The sequence below is a fragment of the Bacteroides sp. ET489 genome, from assembly GCF_030518095.1.
Lineage (GTDB): Bacteria > Bacteroidota > Bacteroidia > Bacteroidales > Bacteroidaceae > Bacteroides > Bacteroides ndongoniae.
Genome location: NZ_JAULLJ010000025.1, coordinates 34,399 through 51,471 on the forward strand (window position 1 = coordinate 34,399; position 17,073 = coordinate 51,471).

The 17,073-nt window shown below is 46.7% G+C and carries 19 protein-coding genes and 1 tRNA gene; 12 read left to right on the top strand and 8 right to left on the bottom strand.

Annotated elements, in window-relative coordinates:
• Nucleotides 1-78: 78 nt before the first annotated feature.
• The 5 genes from Q3C19_RS13025 to Q3C19_RS13045 all read right to left on the bottom strand — a co-directional run bounded on the left by Q3C19_RS13025 (nt 79) and on the right by Q3C19_RS13045 (nt 4,841).
• Nucleotides 79-297 (bottom strand): hypothetical protein, encoded by a 219-nt coding sequence (locus Q3C19_RS13025; RefSeq protein WP_071148775.1) that lies wholly within the window; start codon nt 295-297, stop codon nt 79-81.
• Nucleotides 294-767, bottom strand: coding sequence for a DUF3990 domain-containing protein (locus Q3C19_RS13030; protein WP_302729827.1), 474 nt, complete (start codon nt 765-767; stop codon nt 294-296). The genes Q3C19_RS13025 and Q3C19_RS13030 overlap by 4 nt, the downstream gene beginning before the upstream one ends.
• The gene (locus Q3C19_RS13035; RefSeq protein ID WP_022162977.1) at nt 764-1,003 is read right to left on the bottom strand and encodes a DUF3791 domain-containing protein; all 240 of its coding nucleotides are present in this window, start codon (nt 1,001-1,003) and stop codon (nt 764-766) included. The genes Q3C19_RS13030 and Q3C19_RS13035 overlap by 4 nt, the downstream gene beginning before the upstream one ends.
• 457 nt (nt 1,004-1,460) lie before the next feature.
• Nucleotides 1,461-2,627, bottom strand: a complete 1,167-nt coding sequence (locus tag Q3C19_RS13040) for a 6-bladed beta-propeller (RefSeq protein ID WP_302729829.1) — start codon at nt 2,625-2,627, stop codon at nt 1,461-1,463.
• Nucleotides 2,628-2,936: 309 nt separating this feature from the next.
• Nucleotides 2,937-4,841, bottom strand: coding sequence for an AAA domain-containing protein (locus Q3C19_RS13045; RefSeq protein ID WP_302729831.1), 1,905 nt, complete (start codon nt 4,839-4,841; stop codon nt 2,937-2,939).
• A 76-nt stretch (nt 4,842-4,917) separates the two neighbouring features.
• Here Q3C19_RS13045 and Q3C19_RS13050 point away from each other — a divergent pair, with 76 nt between their 5' ends.
• The 3 genes from Q3C19_RS13050 to Q3C19_RS13060 all read left to right on the top strand — a co-directional run bounded on the left by Q3C19_RS13050 (nt 4,918) and on the right by Q3C19_RS13060 (nt 7,837).
• Nucleotides 4,918-5,688, top strand: coding sequence for a DUF1295 domain-containing protein (locus tag Q3C19_RS13050; protein WP_302729833.1), 771 nt, complete (start codon nt 4,918-4,920; stop codon nt 5,686-5,688).
• A 75-nt stretch (nt 5,689-5,763) separates the two neighbouring features.
• The gene (locus Q3C19_RS13055) at nt 5,764-6,987 is read left to right on the top strand and encodes an NADH:flavin oxidoreductase (RefSeq protein ID WP_288912071.1); all 1,224 of its coding nucleotides are present in this window, start codon (nt 5,764-5,766) and stop codon (nt 6,985-6,987) included.
• A 4-nt stretch (nt 6,988-6,991) separates the two neighbouring features.
• Nucleotides 6,992-7,837 carry an SDR family oxidoreductase gene (locus Q3C19_RS13060; RefSeq protein ID WP_302729836.1) on the top strand — a complete coding sequence of 282 codons (846 nt, stop codon included), beginning with the start codon at nt 6,992-6,994 and terminating at the stop codon, nt 7,835-7,837.
• Between the two features lie 135 nt (nt 7,838-7,972).
• Here the strand turns inward: Q3C19_RS13060 and pfkA are convergent, their stop codons facing one another.
• The 3 genes from pfkA to cmk all read right to left on the bottom strand — a co-directional run bounded on the left by pfkA (nt 7,973) and on the right by cmk (nt 10,639).
• On the bottom strand, nt 7,973-8,953 hold the full coding sequence (pfkA, locus tag Q3C19_RS13065; RefSeq protein WP_022164438.1) for a 6-phosphofructokinase: 981 nt from the start codon (nt 8,951-8,953) through the stop codon (nt 7,973-7,975).
• A gap of 96 nt (nt 8,954-9,049) precedes the next feature.
• Nucleotides 9,050-9,925 (bottom strand): 4-hydroxy-3-methylbut-2-enyl diphosphate reductase, encoded by an 876-nt coding sequence (locus tag Q3C19_RS13070; RefSeq protein WP_071148781.1) that lies wholly within the window; start codon nt 9,923-9,925, stop codon nt 9,050-9,052.
• A gap of 24 nt (nt 9,926-9,949) precedes the next feature.
• Entirely contained in the window at nt 9,950-10,639 is a 690-nt protein-coding gene (cmk, locus tag Q3C19_RS13075) for a (d)CMP kinase (RefSeq protein ID WP_071148782.1), read from the bottom strand.
• A 269-nt stretch (nt 10,640-10,908) separates the two neighbouring features.
• On the opposite strand from cmk, the gene Q3C19_RS13080 reads away from it, so the two are divergent.
• The 9 genes from Q3C19_RS13080 to Q3C19_RS13120 all read left to right on the top strand — a co-directional run bounded on the left by Q3C19_RS13080 (nt 10,909) and on the right by Q3C19_RS13120 (nt 16,876).
• Nucleotides 10,909-11,598, top strand: coding sequence for an energy transducer TonB (locus Q3C19_RS13080; RefSeq protein ID WP_071148783.1), 690 nt, complete (start codon nt 10,909-10,911; stop codon nt 11,596-11,598).
• Nucleotides 11,599-11,684: 86 nt separating this feature from the next.
• A complete protein-coding gene (locus Q3C19_RS13085; protein ID WP_302729841.1) occupies nt 11,685-12,659 on the top strand; it encodes a polyprenyl synthetase family protein in 975 nt (324 codons plus the stop codon).
• Nucleotides 12,660-12,677: 18 nt separating this feature from the next.
• The gene (locus Q3C19_RS13090) at nt 12,678-13,379 is read left to right on the top strand and encodes a hypothetical protein (protein WP_071148785.1); all 702 of its coding nucleotides are present in this window, start codon (nt 12,678-12,680) and stop codon (nt 13,377-13,379) included.
• Nucleotides 13,380-13,387: 8 nt separating this feature from the next.
• Nucleotides 13,388-14,167 (top strand): TatD family hydrolase, encoded by a 780-nt coding sequence (locus tag Q3C19_RS13095; RefSeq protein WP_071149358.1) that lies wholly within the window; start codon nt 13,388-13,390, stop codon nt 14,165-14,167.
• Between the two features lie 162 nt (nt 14,168-14,329).
• Nucleotides 14,330-14,417 (top strand) — tRNA-Ser (locus tag Q3C19_RS13100).
• Between the two features lie 76 nt (nt 14,418-14,493).
• The gene (locus Q3C19_RS13105; protein WP_022164429.1) at nt 14,494-15,306 is read left to right on the top strand and encodes a MotA/TolQ/ExbB proton channel family protein; all 813 of its coding nucleotides are present in this window, start codon (nt 14,494-14,496) and stop codon (nt 15,304-15,306) included.
• 15 nt (nt 15,307-15,321) lie between these two features.
• Nucleotides 15,322-15,804, top strand: a complete 483-nt coding sequence (locus tag Q3C19_RS13110) for a hypothetical protein (protein ID WP_302729844.1) — start codon at nt 15,322-15,324, stop codon at nt 15,802-15,804.
• A gap of 17 nt (nt 15,805-15,821) precedes the next feature.
• Nucleotides 15,822-16,412, top strand: a complete 591-nt coding sequence (locus Q3C19_RS13115) for a biopolymer transporter ExbD (protein WP_302729846.1) — start codon at nt 15,822-15,824, stop codon at nt 16,410-16,412.
• The gene (locus Q3C19_RS13120) at nt 16,412-16,876 is read left to right on the top strand and encodes a biopolymer transporter ExbD (protein ID WP_071148786.1); all 465 of its coding nucleotides are present in this window, start codon (nt 16,412-16,414) and stop codon (nt 16,874-16,876) included. Before Q3C19_RS13115 ends, Q3C19_RS13120 begins: the two co-directional genes overlap by 1 nt.
• Nucleotides 16,877-17,073 lie beyond the last annotated feature (197 nt).

A 17,073-nucleotide genomic window follows, 5' to 3' on the forward strand; every position in this document is an offset into this window, starting at 1 on the left:
CCGGCGTGCGTTGCACGGCTGGGGCATTCTTGTTTTATGGGGAAGCGTTTTGATATGTCTCCTCTTATAGTTTCTAATCTATCCCATTATTCCGGTAGTTAGCTCATGTTCCAAAAACGAGTAGACATAGTTGGAACTTTGGAAGTATAGTCCAGTTTCAGGATTGGATAGTTTGGCGTAAGTGTCCGATGTATACAGAGTGTCTACTGCGTCAATGAATGTCATGCCTTGTTTTTTAACGAGCAGTCTGATGAGGTCTGCTGCTACATGTTCTATCATGTAATCAATGTCGGTCATAATTTCCTAAGTTTAGAGATAGCAAGTTCTGTTCCAAAGAAATATTGGTAAGTAACGCCTTTGAAGTATTTAATACGATTAAGAAACTCTTTCATATCGATACTTCCGTCTTCCAGTTTTTGAATTTGAAAGCCCACTCTGTCATTTGCAATAGGTCCATAAATAACATCGTAGTTGTTATCGAAAGTAAAAGCATTCTTTCGGTTCTCAAATACAAAGTTGGCCCATTCTTCAGAATAATGTTCAAATTTGAGATATTTCAGATCGCCATTTTCCAATAGGGACTCATCAAATTCAAATATGGTTATTACAGGATTACCGCCCACAGTCAGTGCTCTGAATCTGGCAAGCTCTTCTGATTGAATTTGATTGTCTGATAGATAGAATCCCCGTCCAAAATCTTTGCAGGGTTTGGATTTATAGAGGTCTATCTTCTCGATTTCAATATTGCTGCCGTGATATAGTTTCATGTAATAGCTCCTCCCTGACGATTTAAATAATGGGTCAATGAATCCAAAGCTTCGTCAAAACTGAGTGTATGCATGATGTTGTAATGCTCGTCTACAAGTTTGATACCGCCGAAACGTTTGATGTATCGGTAGGCTTGCATTTTATTCAGTCCGTTACGCTCGGCAAAATGTGAAATGAGAGAGAGCAGATATTCCGCTTTATCCCGGATGATGCTATGTTCTACAACGATGTCCATAGTGCTTTTATCCAATGGTTGCTTTGGCAAAAATAGCGAAAAATTGTTTGCTTTATTATATTTCCCTCATTATTTTCATGCTCGGATATTTTTGAGGATAAGATTGAAATTCTATCATTTCTGCCACACTTGCATTCCATGTGTTCCACACTTGCAATCCATTTGTTCCACACTGGTGTGGCTTGTGCAGAATGCTTGTGTTGTACGGCGGGGGGGGTAAGGTGGTGTGAAACATCTCTCCACGCATTTGATTTCTTTTATCCGGAAATACCTTTCACGCTTTCACCGCCTTGCATTGGGGTGGCGTTCTGGCGAATGTGGTGAAACATGAAGTTTCACCACGGTGACGGCAAATCCGCAAAAAAACGAAAGTTCTTGTTTCACCTTTCAACGCAATGCGCTTATTATAAGTGATATATGGTGAAACTTCGCGGCTATTTCGGTTGGTCTTGGCCTTTTACTTCCTTGGCAACTGGAACAGTAACAGGACCGGATTGTCTTCGTCTTTCAGTTCTTTGTACACGCGGGCAAATTGGTCTGCCAGTTCGTTATGAGGCAGAAGGTTTTGGGCAATCACATTCCGCATCAGTCCTTTGAATAGGAAGGGCGGATAGGACTGGGCCAGCATGTCTGTCCCCTTGACGGCAAGATAATCGTTGCTTCCGCCGCCCATAAATTCCGTTACCCGTATAAAGCTGCATGGCTTCACGGTTCTTTCCTGTTTGTCTATTAAGAAAATCCACGGGTTGGTCTTGAAAATCAGGTAGTCTTCGTTTTCGACCATATCTTCAATGGTGTGGACGTATCCTTCCTTTGCGCAGAGTTGTGTAAACTCGAAAACATTCATCGGTTGTTCAAGCAGTTCCTTGGGCAGTGTCCTTTCACCGAAATCGATTGTGTACAGGGCTTTTACTTCTCCGTTGTCGGCTTTGTAAATGGTATAGTCAAAAGGCCAGGTGAACAGTACGCTGTGCCCTTCGGTGACCTGCCTGCCGGCGCTTACACGATATATTGTTCCCTCTTCCTGAGCTTCTGCCCCCATGTATTTACCGTCGGGAAAAGGTATCTGCTTTTCCGTTCCGTTTTGCTCATCATATATATTGAAAATACGTTTGCCCAAGGGGGCTGTACTATAATAGTAAGTATAGCGGTCGGTTGTGGCAAAGTTCCGGAAATAGTCGGAGACGTTCTGCTCTTTGACAAATTGTCCGTCGTAGGAATAATACATTATTTTATAAGGCCGGTTGCACAGGACGGCCAGAAGTCCGTTTTGTATGCTGATGTCACTCAGGGCAACATATTCTTTCGGACCGTTGCCGATGTCATGAATGGCATTGATAAACTTTCCGTTTCCGTCGAAAATGAAGATTTTCTGTTGTCTGTTGTCCAGCAGAAACAGTGTGTCGCCAGCCATACAGATGGCATTGATACTCTGGATCAAGGAAGCGTCGGTCGTTTCAAGCGGCAAGATACGGGTTTGGGCAAAAAAGGCCGAATCAGTCAATTCTACTTTTTCTGTAGAGACTTTTAACGTTTCTTCTTTCTCAGATTGGTTGCTCTTGTTGGAGCTGCAACTTGCAAGCAGTGCACAGCAAGCAATGAGTGTTAGTAGTTTCTTTTTCATGGTTTTATTTTTTTTGTTGCAAATATGAGCAAATAGCAAGTATTGAGCAACAAAACGAGCGTGCAAAAACGTGCATTTTGTCTATTTAGGCAGAAACTGTTCTTGGGAAACTGTCTGTTGACATTGTTTGTAAGACTAAAATACGTATAGTTCAATTGGGTAAAGACATCTACTAACTACTACGCTACGAGTGCAACAGTTACTGCACTTGTAGTGCAATAACTTCTGCACTGTGAGTGCACAGCCTACTGCACTATCAGTGCAGTAACTGTTGCACTGTATTTACATAACTGTTGGCTGATTGGTACACTATTGCTTGATGTACTCCAGCAGCTTCCTGTAGAACGCATGCCGGCTCAGTGTGGCGGCTTCGCCCAAAATGACCAACTTCATGCGGGCACGGGTCATGGCTACGTTCATGCGGCGCAGGTCGGAGAGGAAACCTATCTGACCTTCTTCGTTGGCACGGACCAGGCTGATGAAGATGACGTCGCGTTCCTGACCCTGAAAACCATCTACGGTGTTGATGCTCATCAGGTCGCGGTAGGGGCGGAAGACGGCACTGCCACGCAGCTTGCTGCGCAGGTATTGCACCTGTGCCTTGTAAGGCGATATGATGCCGAAGTCGATGCGCTCGTCCAGGATGCGCTGTCCGCCGATGCGGGCGATGTATTTCTCTAATTCGCTGAGTAGCAGGTCGGCTTCCTGCCGGTTGATGCGGCCGAAACTTTCGCCTACGAACTCTTCCTTGAAGTCCATTTCTGAGGTGTCAATCCACGAGATGGGTGTGTCCCAGTCGAGGATGCTGCGATGGCGTACGCTGGGGTCGGCCTGCAGTTGGCCGTCGTAGAACCAGTCGGACGAGAAGCGCATGATGGCTTCGTTCATGCGGTATTGTGTGGTGAGCAGGGAGACCGTGTCGGGCTTGCGGGCAACGACGGTTTCCATCAGCGTGCGCTCTAATCCGCCGCGTGCCGCTTCGTAACACTTGATGGTGGGCGGCAGTTGTTGGTGGTCGCCCGCCAGAATGACGCGGTCGGCCTTGCGGATGGCTATCCAGCAGGCGGCTTCGAGCGCCTGTGCCGCCTCATCGATAAAGAGGGTACCGAAGCGGCGGCCCGACAGCACGCGGTGGTTGCTGCTGACCAGTGTGGAGGCAATGACGTGAGCCGAGTCGAAGAGGTCGGCATTGATCTGCACTTCTAAGGCTGTGGCGCGGTCGCGCAGGCGGGAGATGCGGCTGCGTACGCCTTCACGTTCTTCGTAGGTGCCGCGTCGTAACTTGCCGTGCAGTTGGCGAAGCTCCTTGCGGATGCTCCACAGTTCGGGATATGAGGGGTGAGACTCGAAGCGACGCTCGTAGGTGAAGGACAGCATTTTGTCGTTGACCCGTGTAGGATTGCCGATGCGCAGTACGTTGACACCACGGTCCACCAGCTTTTCCGAAATCCAATCGACAGCCGTGTTGCTCTGAGCACACACCAGCACTTGCGGTTCGCGGTGTAGCGTTTCGTAAATGGCTTCGACCAGCGTAGTCGTCTTACCCGTGCCGGGAGGGCCGTGTACGATGGCCACGTCGCGGGTACACAATACCTTGTTGACGGCCGATTCCTGCGTGCGGTTCAGCCAAGGGAAGCGGACGGGATAGAGTTCGCGGAAGCCGGGCTTCAAAGTGCCCAGCAGTGTGTCGCGAAGTTCGGCCAAGCGGTTGCCTTTGGCCCGGAGAACGTCGTTCAGTGCCTCGAACATGGTGCGGTAGCTGGTTTCATCGAAGTAGAGCTGCACGCCCAGGCGGTCGGCTCCCTGCACGTCGAGGATGGCACCCGCGCCGGGCATGACTACTACCATGCGTGTGTCGTCGGCATAGCTGACGGTGGCCTGGAAGTTGTAATAGTTGAGGCTGCCGTCCGCCGTCTGGCGGAAGAAGCAGACGGGGCGTCCGTACTCGAACGAGTGCTCGATGTCGGTATCTTCGGTGCGTGTCACTTCCAGCACCAGCTGGTTGAGCGAGTTGTAGTAGCTGCGTCCGGCTGTGGCGGGAAACCAGCACAGGCCACGCTTCACCTTGCGTGCCACGCCCATGGTTTCGGTCTGGCGGCGGAACTCTTCCTTCTCGTATTCGTACTCCATGCGCAACAGCAATTGCTGACGCTGCAGGTGGAGGCTGGGGCTGTTTGTCTCTTTTTCCTGTTTCATGAGTGCAAAGGTAGTCATTCTTTATTTTAATTCGGATAAAACTTATTCCATTGTTTTAGTTTTCACTATATTTGTACGCATAAATGAGACAGTTATGGATGTAGAAAAGTTTCACTTGTTTCTGATAGTGATGAGTGTCGTGGCACTGTTTGTGTTTGTGGCACTCTATTTTGTAAAGGCCGGTTACGGTATGTTCCGCACCTCGTCGTGGGGACTGTCCATCAACAACAAGCTGGCCTGGATGCTGATGGAGGCGCCTGTGTTTGTCGTGATGTTCTGGCTGTGGGGGCGTAGTGGCGTGGGCTTTTCCATGCCGGTATATGTGTTTTTCCTGTTGTTTCAGCTTCACTACCTTCAGCGTTCGTTCATTTTCCCCTTCCTGATGAAAGGAAAAAGCCGCATGCCGCTGGCCATTATGGTGATGGGCATTGTGTTCAATGTGCTGAACGGAATGATGCAGGCTGGCGGATTGTTCTATTTTGCGCCGGACGGACTTTATAACGGCGGGCTGGATTATTTCCTGGAACCTCATGCCGTGGCAGGATTGTTGCTGTTCGTAGTGGGCATGGGCATTAACCTCCATTCCGATCATGTCATCCGTCATCTGCGTCGTCCGGGCGATACGAAACATTATCTGCCTGCCCGTGGTCTGTACCGTTATGTCACTTCGGCCAACTACTTCGGTGAACTGGTGGAATGGACAGGCTTTGCCATACTGACCGCGTCGCCGGCAGCCTGGGTGTTTGTCTGGTGGACGTTTGCCAACCTGGTGCCCCGTGCCGATGCCATCCACAAACGTTATCGTGAGGAGTTTGGCGATGAGGCGGTAGGACGGCGGAAGAGGGTGATACCTTTTATATATTAACTCTGGTCTGCATCCGCTCGTGTTGTCCGCAGTTGGAAAATATGTTATATCTGAATCTTAAAGAAACATAGATAAATGAACTCAAAACTGTTTACCCCTGTAACCATAGGTCCGCTGACGCTGCGTAACCGTACTATCCGCTCGGCGGCCTTCGAGAGTATGTGTCCGGGCAACAAGCCTTCGGAACAGCTGCTCGACTATCATCGCTCCGTAGCCGCGGGTGGTGTGGGTATGACGACAGTGGCTTATGCTGCCGTTACCCGTAGCGGCCTTTCCTTCGACCGTCAGTTGTGGATGCGTCCGGAGATTGTGCCTGGCTTGCGCCGTCTGACTGATGCTGTTCATGCCGAAGGTGCTGCGGCCAGCATCCAGTTAGGACATTGCGGCAACATGTCACACAAAAGCATCTGTGGCTGTATGCCCGTAGGAGCCAGTAGCGGCTTCAACCTTTATTCGCCTACGTTTGTCCGTGGCCTGCGTGCCGACGAACTTCCGGAAATGGCTCGTGCTTACGGCCATGCTGTGAATCTGGCGCGTGAGTCGGGCTTCGATGCTGTGGAGGTTCACGCCGGGCATGGCTATCTTATCAGTCAGTTCCTTTCGCCCTCTACCAATCATCGCAAAGATGAATTTGGCGGTTCGTTGGAAAACCGCATGCGCTTCATGGATATGGTGATGGACGAGGTAATGAAGGCAGCCGGCAACGACATGGCCGTATTGGTGAAGATGAATATGCGCGACGGCTTCCGTGGAGGTATGGAGCTGGACGAGTCGTTGCAGGTGGCGCAGCGGTTGCAGCAAAGCGGTGCCCATGCGCTGGTGTTGAGCGGTGGCTTTGTGAGCAAGGCACCTATGTACGTGATGCGCGGCGAGATGCCCATCCGTACCATGACCCACTATATGGATTGCTGGTGGCTGAAGTACGGAGTACGTATGGTAGGCAAATGGATGATTCCTACCGTTCCTTTCAAGGAGGCTTATTTCCTGGAAGATGCCTTGAAGTTCCGCAAGGCGCTCACCATGCCTTTGGTCTATGTAGGCGGACTGGTGGCCCGGCAGAAGATTGACGAAGTACTGGATTGCGGTTTCGAGGCTGTGCAAATGGGTCGCGCACTACTTAATGAACCGGGTTTTGTGAATCGAATGAAGGCGGAAGAGAATGCCCGCTGTTCGTGTCGGCACAGCAACTACTGCATTGCCCGTATGTACAGCATCGACATGGCATGCCATCAACGGCTGAAGGAAGAGTTGCCGCCTTGCCTGAAGAAAGAGATTGAACGCATCGAAAGTAGAGGGTAGGCGTATGGAGAAGAAACTGGCTGTAATAACAGGAGCCGACGGTGGTATGGGGACTGAAATCACCCGTGCCGTAGCTCGTGCGGGCTATCGGGTAGTAATGGCCTGCTACAATCCGGCCAAAGCCGAAGTGCGGCGCAGAATGCTGGTTGAGGAAACAGGCAATGCCGACATTGAAGTGCGGGGTATTGACCTGGCTTCGCTGGAGTCGGTAGCCGCTTTTGCCAACCACCTGCTGGAACAGGGAGAAAGAATCTCACTGTTGATGAACAATGCCGGAACGATGGAAACCGGCCTGCACATTACAAACGACGGACTGGAGCGTACGGTCAGCGTCAATTACGTGGGACCTTATCTTCTGACGCGCAAGCTGTTGCCGCTGATGGGTGAGGGGAGCCGGGTGGTGAATATGGTGTCGTGTACGTATGCCATCGGGAAACTTGATTTTCCCGACTTCTTCCTGCGGGGCAAGAAGGGCGCCTTCTGGCGTATTCCTATCTATAGTAATACCAAATTGGCGCTGACGCTGTTTACCATCGACTTGGCACGCAAGGTTAAGGAGCGTGGCATTGTGGTAAACGCTGCCGATCCGGGTATTGTTTCGACAGACATTATTACGATGCACATGTGGTTCGATCCGCTGACAGATATTCTGTTTCGTCCGTTTATCCGTACGCCCCGTAAGGGAGCTGCTACAGCTATCAGTCTGCTGTTGGACGAGGAAGCCGGACAACGGACTGGTACACTGAATGTAAGTTGTCGCCCGAAGCATTTGTCAGATAAATATTTGCACCACTGGCAAATGGGAGAACTGTGGAACCGTACGGAAATCGTAGTAGAGAAGTGGTTATAATAAGTAAGCTGCGGCATAGAAGATGTCGATAGCTGGCAAAAAAAGTGTGTGCCAAATGAAGAAAGAGGCTCCTTCATTTGACACACATGTACTTTTATATGATAGACCGGCTATGCCGGTTGGTAATCTTGTGTATCAGATAGAAAGTTCGCGTAAAACGTTCACCAGTTCCTTTTGGATAGGCTTGTCGTTCTTGATGGCTTTGGTGAAGGGGACATAAACCACTTCGTCGTGCTCGATACCTATCATGACGTTCCGTTGGCCTTCCATGATGGCATCGATGGCTGCTGCACCCAGACGGCTGGCCAGGATACGGTCGTGTGCCGTTGGGCTACCACCACGTTGCAAGTGGCCGAGGATGGTAACGCGTACGTCGTATTGCGGGTATTCGTTTTTCACACGTTCGGCATAGTGCATGGCACCTCCGGTCAGTTCGCTTTCAGCTACCAGCACGATACTGCTGTTCTTTGATTTGCGGAAACCGTTCTTGATGAATTCTTCCAATTGGTCCACTTCTGTGCTGAATTCCGGGATAATGGCAGCTTCGGCTCCTGAAGCGATAGCGCCGTTCAGTGCCAGGAAGCCTGCATCACGTCCCATGACTTCAACAAAGAACAAACGTTCGTGTGAGGTCGCTGTATCACGGATTTTGTCGACAGCGTCCAGAATAGTGTTCAGGGCGGTGTCATATCCGATGGTAGTATCTGTACCATAAAGGTCGTTATCGATGGTACCCGGCAGTCCGATACACGGAACGTCGAATTCCTGAGCGAAGATACGTGCACCAGTCAGCGAACCATCACCGCCGATGATGACGAGTGCATCGATGCCTTCTTTCTTCATATTGTCGTAAGCCAGCTGACGGCCTTCGGGAGTAGTGAATTCCTTACAACGTGCCGTTTTCAGGATGGTTCCTCCCAACTGGATGATGTTGCTGACATTCTGGCTTCTGAATTCCTTAATCTCGCCGGTCACCAGTCCTTTGTAACCTCTATATATACCTTTTACTTGAAGTCCGTTGTAGATGGCTGCACGTGTCACAGCACGGATGGCTGCGTTCATTCCCGGAGCATCTCCTCCGGAAGTCAAGATTCCGATGCACTTAATTGTTCCCATAACAATCTTTTTTTAAGTTAATAATTCGCCACAAAGATACGAAAAACCCAAGGGCGTGACTGATAATTTACGTTAATTTCTAATTCCTGAAAAGGACTATTTCTGGCTTGTTAGTCTTTCTTTTATGGCATCCGATATTTCTTCCATCAGCCATTTGGGAGTAGAAGTCGCTCCACATATACCGATGGAGGAGGCGCCTGTGAGCAGATTGTTGTCTATCTCAGCCGCGTTGTCTATCAGATGTGAATTTGGGTTGACTTTCTGGCATTCGGCAAAGAGCATTTTCCCGTTCGAACTTTTCTTGCCGCTGACGAAAAATATCAGATCGTGCGAAGAGGCAAATTTCCGGATGTTGGGGATGCGGTTGGCTACCTGGCGGCAGATTGTATCGTAGTATTCGAAAGAAACACCGGGGGAGATGTGTACCTTGATATATTCTACAATACGTCGGAATTCATCGAGCGATTTGGTCGTTTGCGAATAAAGCCGGATGTCTTTGGTGAGATCCAGTCGCTGAGCCTCTTCCAGTTTTTCAATGACGATGGCTTTTCCGTTGGTCTGCCCAACAAGTCCAAGCACTTCGGCATGTCCGTTCTTGCCGTAGATGACGATTTGTTTGTCACTGCTTTCCTCTGCCATGAATTCCTGCTTGATTCTTTTCTGCAGCTGGAGGACTACGGGGCAGGTTGCATCAATGATTTCGATATTGTTGCGTCTGGCTATTTCGTATGTCTCGGGTGGCTCACCGTGGGCACGAAGCAGTACTTTGGCATTTTTCAGTTGTCTGAATTCCTCGTGGTTGATGGTTGTCAGTCCCATGTTTTCCAGCCGTTCTACTTCGCGGCTGTTGTGCACGATGTCGCCCAAGCAATAAAGAGTTCCTCCATTGGCCAGTTCTTCTTCGGCTTTGCGGATGGCGGTTACTACTCCGAAGCAGAATCCGGATCCTTCATCTATTTCTACTTTCACCATATCTTTGTCCTCCTGTCTGCCTGTTCAAGCTTTGGTAATCCGTTCGAACTGTTCCTTCAGCCATTCTTTTTGCTGTGTCAGTGACAGGTGGCTGTTGTCCAGCAATAAAGCGTCTTCGGCCTTTTTCAGCGGGCTTACCTCTCTGTGCTGGTCGATGTAGTCTCTTTGCTTTACGTTCTCCAGTATCTCGTCGAAACTGGCAGCTTCTCCTTTGGCTTTTAACTCATTGTAGCGGCGTTGAGCGCGTATTTCGGGCGAAGCGGTAACAAACACTTTGAGTTCGGCATCCGGAAATACGGTAGTACCGATGTCGCGTCCGTCCATTACAATTCCTTTTTCTTTTCCCATTGCCTGCTGTTGTGCTACCATTGCTTCACGAACAAAATCAAGGGTGGCGATCGGGCTTACTTTGGCCGATACTTCCATGGTCCGGATTTTGTTTTCTACGTTCACTCCGTTCAGATAGGTATCGGGGCGTCCGGTCTCGGCGTTCAGCCTGAAACTGATATGTATGTCGCCAAGCTGTGCTTTCAGTTTTTCCTTGTCGATTTCGTCCCCGTGGAAGATTCCGTTTTCGATGCTGTATAAAGTCACGGCACGGTACATGGCTCCACTATCGATATAAATGTAACCTATCTCACGGGCCAGGTCTTTGGCCATGGTACTTTTCCCGCAAGAAGAGAATCCGTCGATGGCAATTGTAATCTTTCTCATAAGAGTGTATATATAATAAGGTGTATTTCGATTTTGGCTTTAATCAGAATGTTTTTCGACATTTCGTTTAAAAATCCTGCCAAAGATACGGGTATTTTTAAAATATCTCGTTACTTTTGTAGCACAAAAGCAGATAAAGCCCTTTTAAGGATTAAAAAAATAAAAATGCAAGGTCTATTGTGTAAAAAAACACAGCCAAGCGTGAACATTCGTAGGAAAAGTGCTATATTTGCCCCAAATGAGAAACACTAAAATTATTATTATAGATTATGGAAATTAAAAAGACACCTAAGGCAGACTTGGAGAACAAAAAGTCTACATGGCTGCTTGTCGGTTACGTAATCGTGCTTGCCTTTATGTTCGTTGCGTTCGAATGGACGAAACGCGATGTGAAGATCGATACAAGCCAAGCTGTAACCGATGTTGTATTTGAAGAGGAAATTGAAATTCCTATCACCGAACAACCGGAAGTTGTTGCGCCTCCTCCTCCCGAGGCTCCGTCTATTGCTGAGACCTTGACGATTGTGGAGGACGATGCTGATGTAGAAGAAACTACAATTGCTTCTTCTGAGGAAACTGGCCAGGCTGTAGAAATCAAGTACGTGCCTGTTGCTGTAGAAGAGGAAGAACCGGAAGAACAAACAATCTTCGAGGTTGTAGAACAGATGCCGGAATTTCCTGATGGTGGTATGGCTGGTTTGATGCAGTACTTGAGCAAGAACATCAAGTATCCGACTATCGCACAGGAAAATGGTACTCAGGGTCGTGTTACAGTACAGTTCGTGGTTAACAAGGACGGTAGTATTGTAGACGCAAAAGTATTGAGAGGTGTTGACCCCTATCTGGACAAAGAAGCACTCCGTGTGATCGGTACTATGCCGAAGTGGAAACCGGGTATGCAACGTGGTAAACCCGTACGTGTAAAATACACAGTGCCTGTAATGTTTAGATTGCAGTAATAAAGTTTATATAAAAAAAGAAGAGGCTGCTTTAAGCAGCCTCTTTTTGTTCTCTCTTCTTTCAAGATAAAAAAGATCTATTTACTATGTTTACGGCTTCAGAGCTACTTGATATTGTAAAGGGGCATATTGCCGGATTGCAATTTACCCGTACTCCCAAAGGACTGTATGATCCTGTTTCTTATGTTTTATCGCTTGGTGGAAAAAGAATCCGTCCCGTCTTGATGCTGATGGCTTATAATCTGTACAGGGAAGATGTTAAGTCGATTTTGCAACCTGCTACGGGTATTGAGGTGTATCATAACTATACTTTGTTGCATGACGATCTGATGGATCGCGCAGACATGCGACGGGGTAAGGCAACCGTGCATAAGGTGTGGAATGATAATGTAGCCATTCTCTCGGGCGATGCCATGCTGGTGTTGGCCTATCAGTTTATGACGCAATGCGCTTCCGAAAAGTTGAAGGACGTGATGGATTTGTTCAGTCTGACCGCTTTGGAAATATGTGAAGGACAGCAGTTGGATATGGAGTTCGAACAGCGTAAGGATGTGAAGGAAGATGAATATATTGAAATGATTCGTTTGAAAACATCGGTTCTGCTGGCTGCCAGTTTGAAAATCGGAGCTATTTTAGGAGGTGCTTCGAAGGAAGATGCGGACGCTTTATATGATTTTGGCGTAAATCTAGGACTGGCATTCCAACTGAAGGATGATTTGCTGGACGTTTATGGCGATCCGCTTCGATTTGGAAAGAACATCGGAGGTGATATCCTGTGCAATAAGAAGACTTATCTGGTTATAAAGGCTTTTGAACATGCCAATACCGAGCAGGAAGCTTTATTGAGCGATTGGTTTACCCGTGAGACTTTCGATCCGCAGGAGAAAATTGCTGCTGTAACCCGTTTGTATAACGAGATTGGGGTGAAGGCTTTGTGTGAAAATAGAATTGTGGAGTACAGCAAACGGGCGTCGGAAAGTCTGAACCGGGTGAATGTTCCTGCAGAAAACAAGCAGGAACTGGAAACGATGATGAACGAACTGATGCATCGTGAAGTCTGATAGGTTTAAACAGATGTAATGCCTTACCGAAGACTACCGAATACTGACCAGGCCAGAATCAGGGCTTTGAAAGCTGTCATAACGAAGGCGGATATGTGCAACGGTGATGCGATGGCCATATCCTGGAAGTCGTTGTCGGCGGCCAGGCGGTTTCTTGTGAAGTTTGAGGCGGCACAGCGTTACTATACCGAATGCTTTGCGAGGCAGGCAAAGGCTGGTCAGAAACACCAATCTAATGTAAAAATGGCTCGTTTGTATGTTTCACATTTCATTCAGGTGTTGAATTTAGCGGTAATACGTTCGGAAATCCGTTCATCGCATAAAGAATATTATGGCTTGGAACCACAAAGTTGTAATGTGCCCGATTTGTCATCCGAAACTCAACTGGCGTCATGGGGGCGAAAAATCATAGACGGAGAAACTCGTCGTCTGTCTCAAGGAGGAACGCCGATTTATAATCCGACTATTGCTAAGGTAAAGGTACACTATGATATTTTTATGGACAGTGGTGAACGGCAGAAGGAGTATCAGGAGGCTACGGCTCGGAGTCTCGAAGCACTCTCTTCAATGCGTGCCGAGGCAGATGAACTGATTTTGGATATTTGGAATCAGGTTGAACGTAAGTTCGAGGCGGTTAGTCCAAATGAAAAGAGACTGGACCTGTGCAGAAGTTATGGGCTGGTCTATTATTACCGTACCGGTGAAAAGCAGATAAAGTAAGTAAGATGATAAAGTTGGTAGATTCGCATTCGCATTTGTTTCTGGAAGAATTTTCGGAAGATTTGCCTGAAGTAATGGAACGTGCCCGGCAGGCAGGGGTAACTCATATCTTTATGCCCAATATAGACAGTACCACCGTTGAGCCGCTGTTGCAGGTTTGCGCTGCTTATAAAGATTTGTGTTATCCGATGATGGGGCTTCATCCGACTTCGGTGAAGGATGATTATCTTCAGGAATTGGAAGTTGTATGCCGTTATCTGAAAGAACCTAATTCGTTTGTGGCAATTGGCGAGATCGGTATGGATCTTTATTGGGACAAGACCTTCGTAAAAGAACAGGAGGTTGTGTTCAGGCAACAGGTTGAATGGGCATTGGAATACGGCCTGCCTATCGTGATTCATTGTCGTGAAGCTTTTGATTATATATATAAGGTATTAGCAGATTACAAAGCTACGCCTTTAACTGGCATCTTTCATAGTTTTACGGGAACGCAAGAAGAAGCGGAACGCCTTCTTGAGTTTCAAGGGTTCTGTTTAGGGATTAATGGAGTGGTTACTTTTAAGAAATCGACATTGCCTGGTGTGTTAGCTCAGATTCCTTTGGAACGTGTGGTACTGGAAACGGATTCCCCTTACCTTACTCCGGTTCCCAATAGGGGAAAAAGAAATGAGAGTGCTTATGTCAGAGATACGCTTACCAAAGTTGCCCAAGTGTACGGCAAGACGCCGGAAGAGGTTTCGTTGGTGACTTCTGAAAATGCCTTAAAAGTGTTTGGAATGCTCAAATAACGTTCCGAAGGTTTTAAAGTTTATTAATTTTGAGATATTATTCAATATAAAACGGGGAGAATGCACCGGAAGAACGAAAAAAAGAATACATTTGTAGCTGAAAACGCAGATTATTCGCATTTTTTTTGTAATTTGCACCCGATTTATAAGGGGCATTGATTAGGAGAGATGCTCGAGTGGTTGAAGAGGCACGCCTGGAAAGCGTGTATACCCCTAAAGGGTATCCGGGGTTCGAATCCCCGTCTCTCCGCAGATTTTGATTAATTGTGAAACAAATAAATATAATAAAATAAATTAATTAATTAATCTTAAAATTTAGACACACAATGAAAAAGTTATTTGCAATTGTTGCTGTGATGGGAGTCTTAACATTTGGCTCAACTCAACTTGCTCAGGCTCAAGATGCTCCTGCAGCTGAACAAACCGAACAAGCTGCTCCGGCTGTTGAAGCAGCTCCCGCTGAAGCCGCTGCTCCTGCGGCTGTAGAAGCTACTGAAGGTGGTATCCACAAGGAATTGAAAACAAAATTCATCGAAGGTTCTGCATTCTTCATGAGTTTCGTTGCTATTGCATTGGTTATCGGTCTTGCATTCTGCATCGAACGTATCATTTATCTGAGCTTGGCTGAAATTAACACAAAGAAGTTCTTGGCTGCTATCGAAGCTGCTTTGGAAAAAGGTGATGTAGAAGCTGCTAAAGACATCGCTCGTAACACAAGAGGTCCTATCGCATCTATCTATTATCAAGGTCTGCTGAGACTTGACCAAGGTATTGATGTTGTTGAGAAGTCTGTTGTTTCTTATGGTGGTGTACAAGCTGGTTACCTGGAAAAAGGTTGCTCTTGGATCACATTGTTCATTGCGATGGCTCCGTCATTGGGATTCTTGGGTACTGTAATCGGTATGGTGCAGGCATTCGATAAGATCCAACAAGTAGGTGATATCTCTCCGACGGTTGTAGCAGGTGGTATGAAAGTGGCCTTGATTACTACTATCTTCGGTTTGATCGTTGCTTTGATTCTGCAGGTATTCTACAACTATATCCTGACTAAGATTGAAGCTTTGACCAGCGAAATGGAAGATTCTTCTATTACGCTTTTGGATATGCTCATTAAATATGACCTGAAGTACAAAAAATAATAATATATCTGCGATATGAAAATTAGAATTCAAAAAGTTTCAGGTTCTGTATTATTGGTAATGCTTCTCATTACGGTGGTAATACTGGGACTCTTCTTCTTCGGAGGGGAAACTCCTGTATCCCAACGGTTAGTCGCAGATACTTCCATGTCGGAACCTGCACAGACAGATGCATTGATTTACTGGATGTATATTTTGCTCGCTGTTACTGTATTCATTACGATAGTAGCTGCTATCTTCCAGTTTGGATCTAAGTTGGTTGATTCTCCTAAAACGGCAATTAGATCTTTGTTGGGACTTATCATGATTGTTCTGCTGTTGGTTGTGACTTATTCGGTAGGCAGTGATGTTCCCTTGGTAATACCGGGTTATGAAGGTACAGAGAACGTACCGTTTTGGTTGAAGATCACTGATATGTTCTTGTATTCCACTTATATTATGATGGGTGTACTCATCCTGTTAATTGTAGGTTTTGGAATTTCGAAGAAACTTAAATAATTTAGGAGAAGAATAAGATGGCAAAAGGAAAAAGAAGCACACCTGAAATCAACTCCAGTTCAACGGCGGACATGGCTTTCTTGTTGCTCATCTTCTTCTTGATTACTACTTCTATGGATACTGACCGTGGATTGGCAAGACGTTTGCCGCCACCACCCGAGGAAAACCAACAGAAAGATGATATCAAGTTGAAGGAGCGTAATGTATTGCAAGTCTTCTTGAACTTACAAGACCAGTTGATGTGTGGTGAAGACTATATTAACGTAGATCAACTGCGTGATAGAGCTAAGGAATTCATTGCTAATCCGAACAATGATGAAAAGCTTCCGGAAAAATATGCGGTAGAAGTACCGTTCTTCGGAACTGTTCAAGTAACAGAGAAGCATGTAATATCTTTGCGTTGTGACCGTGGTACTTCTTACAAGGCATATATCGCTGTTCAGAATGAGTTGGTTGCTGCATACAATGAATTGCGTGACGAACTAGCTCAGGAAAAATGGGGTAAGAATTATGCTGATCTGGATGAAGTACAGCAAGAAGCAATTCGTAAAATTTATCCTCAGATGATTTCTGAGGCAGAACCTAAAAAGTACGGAGAAAAGAAGTAATGGGAAAATTTAATAAATCTGGTAAACGCGGAATGCCTGCGTTGAACACTTCTTCTCTGCCTGACCTTATCTTCTCACTGTTGTTCTTCTTTATGATTGTAACAACAATGCGTGAAGTAACATTAAAGGTTGAGTTTAAGGTTCCGCAAGGTACAGAATTGGAAAAACTGGAGAAGAAATCATTGGTTACGTTCATCTATGTAGGAAAGCCTACTGCCGAGTTCCGTAAGAAATTAGGTAATGAGAGCCGTATCCAGTTGAATGATAGTTATGCAGAGGTTTCTGAGATTCAGGATTATATTATTGGTGAACGTGCCAGTATGAAAGAATCTGATCAGCCTTTGATGACCGTTTCTTTGAAGGTCGATCAGGATACCAAGATGGGTATCGTAACCGATATCAAGGAAGCTCTTCGTAAAGCTTATGCATTGAAGATTAACTATTCTGCACAACCACGTCAGTAATTGTTAATCGGTGAATTATAAAAAGAGAGGCCGGGTCTTATTGATCCGGCCTCTTTTTTGCTATATCCTCTCGTTTTCAAGTGATCAGTTTGTCCTCCTGTATCGTCATGATGATAGAGTACTGCTTACGGTATGCTGAGTGGTTAACTGACGGCTTGTCGAGTGAATAGTTAGCGGCTGCATCTACTCGTTGACTT

Coding starts and splice junctions, on each gene's coding strand:
- Q3C19_RS13050 (WP_302729833.1), top strand. CDS start 4,918: ATGGATGTAGAAAAGTTTCACTTGTTTCTGATAGTGATGAGTGTCGTG.
- Q3C19_RS13040 (WP_302729829.1), bottom strand. CDS start 2,627: ATGAAAAAGAAACTACTAACACTCATTGCTTGCTGTGCACTGCTTGCA.
- pfkA (WP_022164438.1), bottom strand. CDS start 8,953: ATGGGAACAATTAAGTGCATCGGAATCTTGACTTCCGGAGGAGATGCT.
- Q3C19_RS13085 (WP_302729841.1), top strand. CDS start 11,685: ATGTTTACGGCTTCAGAGCTACTTGATATTGTAAAGGGGCATATTGCC.
- Q3C19_RS13090 (WP_071148785.1), top strand. CDS start 12,678: ATGCCTTACCGAAGACTACCGAATACTGACCAGGCCAGAATCAGGGCT.
- Q3C19_RS13120 (WP_071148786.1), top strand. CDS start 16,412: ATGGGAAAATTTAATAAATCTGGTAAACGCGGAATGCCTGCGTTGAAC.
- Q3C19_RS13060 (WP_302729836.1), top strand. CDS start 6,992: ATGGAGAAGAAACTGGCTGTAATAACAGGAGCCGACGGTGGTATGGGG.
- Q3C19_RS13080 (WP_071148783.1), top strand. CDS start 10,909: ATGGAAATTAAAAAGACACCTAAGGCAGACTTGGAGAACAAAAAGTCT.
- Q3C19_RS13025 (WP_071148775.1), bottom strand. CDS start 297: ATGACCGACATTGATTACATGATAGAACATGTAGCAGCAGACCTCATC.
- cmk (WP_071148782.1), bottom strand. CDS start 10,639: ATGAGAAAGATTACAATTGCCATCGACGGATTCTCTTCTTGCGGGAAA.
- Q3C19_RS13105 (WP_022164429.1), top strand. CDS start 14,494: ATGAAAAAGTTATTTGCAATTGTTGCTGTGATGGGAGTCTTAACATTT.
- Q3C19_RS13055 (WP_288912071.1), top strand. CDS start 5,764: ATGAACTCAAAACTGTTTACCCCTGTAACCATAGGTCCGCTGACGCTG.
- Q3C19_RS13115 (WP_302729846.1), top strand. CDS start 15,822: ATGGCAAAAGGAAAAAGAAGCACACCTGAAATCAACTCCAGTTCAACG.
- Q3C19_RS13035 (WP_022162977.1), bottom strand. CDS start 1,003: ATGGACATCGTTGTAGAACATAGCATCATCCGGGATAAAGCGGAATAT.
- Q3C19_RS13110 (WP_302729844.1), top strand. CDS start 15,322: ATGAAAATTAGAATTCAAAAAGTTTCAGGTTCTGTATTATTGGTAATG.
- Q3C19_RS13045 (WP_302729831.1), bottom strand. CDS start 4,841: ATGACTACCTTTGCACTCATGAAACAGGAAAAAGAGACAAACAGCCCC.
- Q3C19_RS13030 (WP_302729827.1), bottom strand. CDS start 767: ATGAAACTATATCACGGCAGCAATATTGAAATCGAGAAGATAGACCTC.
- Q3C19_RS13070 (WP_071148781.1), bottom strand. CDS start 9,925: ATGGTGAAAGTAGAAATAGATGAAGGATCCGGATTCTGCTTCGGAGTA.